General features: G+C 74.5%; 4 protein-coding genes. 2 read left to right on the forward strand and 2 right to left on the reverse strand.

Going from position 1 to position 5,219, the window contains the following annotated elements:
* Positions 1-103: 103 nt before the first annotated feature.
* Both ACZ5XZ_RS24020 and ACZ5XZ_RS24025 read right to left on the reverse strand, forming a co-directional pair.
* Complete coding sequence (locus tag ACZ5XZ_RS24020; RefSeq protein ID WP_468981313.1) at positions 104-934, reverse strand: inositol monophosphatase family protein; 831 nt, start codon at positions 932-934, stop codon at positions 104-106.
* Positions 935-1,014: 80 nt separating this feature from the next.
* Positions 1,015-2,169: a ferrochelatase gene (locus tag ACZ5XZ_RS24025; protein WP_468981315.1), complete on the reverse strand. Its 1,155-nt coding sequence runs from the start codon at positions 2,167-2,169 to the stop codon at positions 1,015-1,017.
* A gap of 181 nt (positions 2,170-2,350) precedes the next feature.
* On the opposite strand from ACZ5XZ_RS24025, the gene ACZ5XZ_RS24030 reads away from it, so the two are divergent.
* Positions 2,351-3,616 carry an MFS transporter gene (locus ACZ5XZ_RS24030; protein WP_468981317.1) on the forward strand — a complete coding sequence of 422 codons (1,266 nt, stop codon included), beginning with the start codon at positions 2,351-2,353 and terminating at the stop codon, positions 3,614-3,616.
* Between the two features lie 179 nt (positions 3,617-3,795).
* Positions 3,796-5,139 (forward strand): D-arabinono-1,4-lactone oxidase, encoded by a 1,344-nt coding sequence (locus ACZ5XZ_RS24035; RefSeq protein WP_468981319.1) that lies wholly within the window; start codon positions 3,796-3,798, stop codon positions 5,137-5,139.
* Positions 5,140-5,219 lie beyond the last annotated feature (80 nt).

Here is a 5,219-nt window from a genome sequence, read left to right on the forward strand (position 1 = left end):
CATCCGCCCCCCCCCCCCCCCCCACCCCTCCCCCCCCCCCCCCCCCCCCCCCCCCCCCCCCCCCCCCCCCCCCCCCCCCTCCCGTGTCCGCGTCCGGCACGGGTCAGTCGTGCCAGGCGCCGAGCTCGTCCAGGAGCGGCTGGAGCTCGGCGAAGAGGGCCGGGGAGGCGGCGAGGGTCAGCTCGTGGGAGGCGGCCCGGCCGGGGCGGCCGCCGGTCAGCGCGCCGGCCTCGCGGGCGATCAGGGCCCCGGCGGCCAGGTCCCACGGGTTCAGGCCCCGCTCGAAGTAGGCGTCGAGCCGGCCGCAGGCCACATCGCACAGGTCGATCGCGGCCGAGCCGCCGCGCCGGATGTCGCGCACCCGCGGCAGCAGGGTGCGCACCACCTCCGCCTGGGCCGCCCGGCGCTCGGCCAGATAGCCGAAGCCGGTGCCCAGCAGCGCCTGGGAGAGCGGCGGCGCGGGCCGGTGGCGGATGCGCTCGCCGTTGTTGAACGCGCCACGGCCCAGGACGGCCTGGTAGGTCTCGCCGCGCATCGGGGCGGCCACCACCCCGACGACCGCCTCGCCGTCCTGCTCCGCCGCGATGGACACCGACCAGGACGGCAGGCCGTAGAGGTAGTTGACGGTGCCGTCGATGGGGTCGATGACCCAGCGGATACCGCTGGTGCCCTCGGTGCTGGCGCCCTCCTCCCCCAAGAAGCCGTCGTCGGGGCGGGCCTCCCCGATGAAGCCGGTGATCAGCTTCTCGGAGGCGATGTCCATCTCGGTGACGACGTCGATGGGGCTGGTCTTCGTCGCGGCCACGCCGAGGTCGGCGGGCCGTCCGTCGCGCAGCAGCGCTCCTGCGCGACGGGCCGCCTCCAGGGCGAGCCCGAGAAGCTCGTCGTGGAGCGCGTCGGTCGGCGTCGGGTCGGGGTGCAGCGGGTCGGGCACGATGCTCCTTGCTCACACGAGCGGTGGTGGGGCGGGCGTACGGCCTGCGCGGGCGTACGGGCCGGGGCGGGCGCGCAGGTCTACGCGGGGGCTTGTGCGACCGGGCCGCGCCAGTCGGCGCCGGCGGCGGCCGGGCGCGGGGCGCGCGCCGGGCAGCAGCCGACCGGGCACAGGTCGTGGCTGGCGCCCAGGGAGCCCAGGGCGCAGCGCTCCGGGGTGCGGCCCCGTTCGGTCGCCGCGCGCTCCAGGACGAGGTCGCGGACGGCCGCCGCGAACCGGGGGTCGGCGCCGACGGTGGCCGACCGGGCGACCGGCAGGCCCAGCTCCGCGGCCTTGGCGGTGGCCTCGGTGTCCAGGTCGTACTTGACCTCCATGTGGTCCGAGACGAACCCGATGGGGGCCATGACCACGGCGGGGACGCCGGCCGCGTGCCGCTCCTCCAGGTGGTCGCAGATGTCCGGCTCCAGCCAGGGGATGTGCGGGGCGCCGCTGCGGGACTGGTAGACGAGCTGCCAGGGGTGGTCCACACCGGTCTCCTCGCGGACCGCGTCCGCGATCACCCGGGCCGCGTCGAGGTGCTGGGCGACATAGGCGCCGCCCTCGCCGTCCCGGGTGTGGTCCGCGGGCGTGCCGGAGGTGTCGGCGGCGGCGGTGGGGATGGAGTGGGTGGTGAAGGCGATGTGGGCGCCGTCGCGGACCGCCGCGGGCAGGGCCTCCAGCGACGCCAGCACACCGTCGATCATCGGGCGGAGGAAGCCGGGGTGGTTGAAGTAGTGCCGCAGCTTGTCGACCCGCGGCACCGGCAGTCCCTCGGCCTGCAGGGCGGCGAGGGAGTCGGCGAGGTTCTCCCGGTACTGCCGGCAGCCCGAGTACGAGGCGTAGGCGCTGGTCGCCAGGACGGCGATCCGGCGGTGGCCGTCGCCCACCATCGTGCGCAGGGTGTCGGTCAGGTAGGGCGCCCAGTTGCGGTTGCCCCAGTAGACGGGCAGGTCCAGGCCGTGTGCGGCGAAGTCCCCGCGCAGCGCGTCCAGCAGGTCGCGGTTCTGGGCGTTGATGGGGCTCACGCCGCCGAAGAGGAAGTAGTGCCGGCCCACCTCCTTGAGCCGCTCACGGGGGATGCCGCGGCCGCGGGTGACGTTCTCCAGGAACGGGACGACGTCGTCGGGGCCTTCGGGGCCGCCGAAGGACAGCAGCAGCAGGGCGTCATAGGGGCTGGGATCGCACTGTTCGGGCATGAGTCGATCCTGCCACCCTCCGTCCGGGTGCGGCGGGCAGGTCCGGTGTGCGCAGGGGGCCGCCGGGGCGCCTCGGCGCCGGTGGAAATCCGGAGGCGGCCGACACCGCACCCGCCGTAAGCTGTATCGACCACATACATTCCTTACCGATCTTCGGTCCTCATCCGGCGGAGCGCCCCCGTTGCCCAGTCCCTACCGCGCCATATTCGGCCGGCCCGGCACCAAGTCCTTCTCCGCCGCCGGCCTGCTGGGGCGGATGCCGCTGTCGATGATGGGCATCGGCGTCGTCACGATGGTCTCCCAGCTGACCGGACGCTACGGCCTGGCGGGCGCGCTGTCGGCGACCCTCGCGCTGTCCGCCGCAGTCATCGGCCCGCAGATCTCCCGGCTGGTGGACCTGCACGGCCAGCGCCGGGTGATGCGCCCGGCCACGCTGGTGTCGCTCGCCGCCGTGGCCGGTCTGCTGCTGAGCGCGCAGCAGCGCTGGCCGGACTGGATCCTGTTCGTCTTCGCGGCCTGCGTGGGGTGTGTGCCGAGCGTGGGCTCGATGATCCGGGCACGCTGGGCCGAGCTCTACCGGGGCTCCCCGCGTCAGCTGCACGCCGCGTACTCGTGGGAGTCGATCGTCGACGAGATGTGCTTCATCGTCGGCCCGATCCTGTCGATCGGCCTGTCCACCGCGTGGTTCCCGGAAGCCGGCCCGCTGCTGGCCGGCGGTTTCCTGGCGGTCGGTGTCTTCTGGCTGACGGCGCAGCGTACGACGGAGCCGGTGCCGCATCCACGGGAGCACGAGGCGAAGGGCTCGGCGCTGCGCTCGCGGGGGCTGCAGGTGCTGGTGGTGACGTTCGTGGCGACGGGTGCGATCTTCGGGGCGATCGACGTGGTGACCGTGGCGTTCGCCGAGGAGGAGGGGCACAAGGCCGCGGCCAGCCTGGTGCTGGCGGTCTACGCCCTCGGCTCGTGTGTGGCCGGCGCCGTCTTCGGGCTGCTGCACCTCAAGGGCCACCCCGCCCGGCGCTGGACGGTGGGGGTCTGCGCGATGGCGGTGAGCATGGTGCCGCTGCAGCTGGTGGGCTCGCTGCCGCTGCTGGCCGGCGCGCTGTTCCTCGCGGGGCTGTCCATCGCGCCGACGATGGTGACCACGATGGCGCTGGTCGAGGAGCATGTGCCGCGGGCGAAGCTGACCGAGGGCATGACGTGGACCAGTACCGGACTGGCGGTGGGTGTCGCGCTGGGTTCGTCGGCGGCCGGCTGGGTGGTGGACGCCGCCGGTGCCGCCCGGGGCTATCTGGTGCCGGGGGCGGCGGGGGTGCTCGCCATGCTCGTCGCGTTCGCGGGCTACCCCAGGCTCCGTCCGCGCTCGACGCCCGCGGCGGTGGCCGGGACCGGCACGGCGGGCCAGGATGTCGCGCCCGTGGAGCGCCGGGACGAGGAGAGCGTCGCGTGAGGCACCACCGGTCGCGATCCCGCACTGTTACCGCCGGTACGAGATGTCCGGGAGCCGGGCGATTCCGGCCGATTCCTTGATCATGTGATTCCGGTCACCCCCTGTGGACGGCGCGTCGGCGACTGACATCATGCGCTCACACCCACGCCCGGCCGGGCGTGGAGGGAGGGGGCGTCACCATGGCAGTCAGCAGCGCCGTCGGCGGCTCGGGAGGGCGCGGCACGGCAACCGGACCGTGGCGCAACTGGGCGGGCAACGTCACCGCCCGCCCCGCCCGGAGCGTGGCCCCGGCGAACACCGAGGAGCTGGCGGCCGCGGTCCGCGCCGCCGCCGCGGACGGGCTGACGGTCAAGGCGGCCGGCACCGGCCACTCCTTCACCCCAGTGGCCGCCACCGAGGGGCTGCTGATCCGTCCCGAGCGGCTGACCGGCGTCCGCGGGATCGACCGCGAGGCCGGGACGGTGACGGTCGCCGCCGGTACGCCCCTCAAGCAGCTGAACCGGACGCTCGCCGCGCACGGGCTGTCGCTGACCAACATGGGCGACATCATGGAGCAGACCGTCTCCGGGGCGACCAGCACCGGCACCCACGGCACCGGCCGCGACTCGGCGTCGATCGCCGCCCAGATCACCGCCCTGGAACTGGTCACCGCCGACGGCTCGGTGCTGACCTGCTCCGCCGCGGAGAACCCGGACGTCTTCGCCGCGGCCCGGCTGGGCCTGGGTGCGCTGGGCGTGATCAGCGAACTCACCCTCGCCGTGGAGCCGGAGTTCCTGCTGACCGCCCGCGAGGAGCCGATGCCCTTCGACGAGGTGACGGAGCGGTTCGAGGAGCTGGTCACCGAGAACGAGCACTTCGAGTTCTACTGGTTCCCGCACACCGGCAGCTGCAACACCAAGCGCAACAACCGCAGCCAGGGCCCGGCCGCGCCCCCCGGCAGGGTCAGCGGCTGGGTCGAGGACGAGCTGCTGGCCAACGGGGTCTTCCAGGTCGCCTGCTCCGTCGGGCGAGCGGTGCCGGCCGCCGTACCGGGCATCGCCAAGATCTCCAGCCGCGCGCTGTCGGCCCGTACGTACACCGACATCCCCTACAAGGTGTTCACCTCGCCGCGGCGGGTGCGGTTCGTGGAGATGGAGTACGCCCTGCCCCGGGCGGCCGCGGTCACGGCGCTGGGTGAGCTGAAGGCGCAGGTGGAACGCGCGGGCTTCAAGGTCAGCTTCCCGGTGGAGGTGCGCACCGCGCCGGCCGACGACCTCGCGCTGTCCACGGCGTCGGGCCGGGACACGGTCTACATCGCCGTGCACATGTACCGCGGGACGCCGTACGAGGCGTACTTCGCGGCCGCCGAGCGGATCATGACGGCGCACGAGGGGCGCCCGCATTGGGGCAAGCTGCACACCCGCGACGCCGCCTACCTCGCCGAGGTCTATCCGCGGTTCGGCGAGTTCACGGCGGTACGCGACCGGCTGGACCCGGAGCGCCGGTTCACCAACGCGTATCTGCGGCGGGTCCTGGGCGACTGACGTCGGCGGGGGGGGGGGGGGGGGGGGGGGGGTGGGGGGGGGGGGGGGGCGGGGGGGGGGGGTGGGGGGGGGGGGGGAGA

The sequence above is a fragment of the Streptomyces sp. NPDC033270 genome, assembly GCF_055576575.1.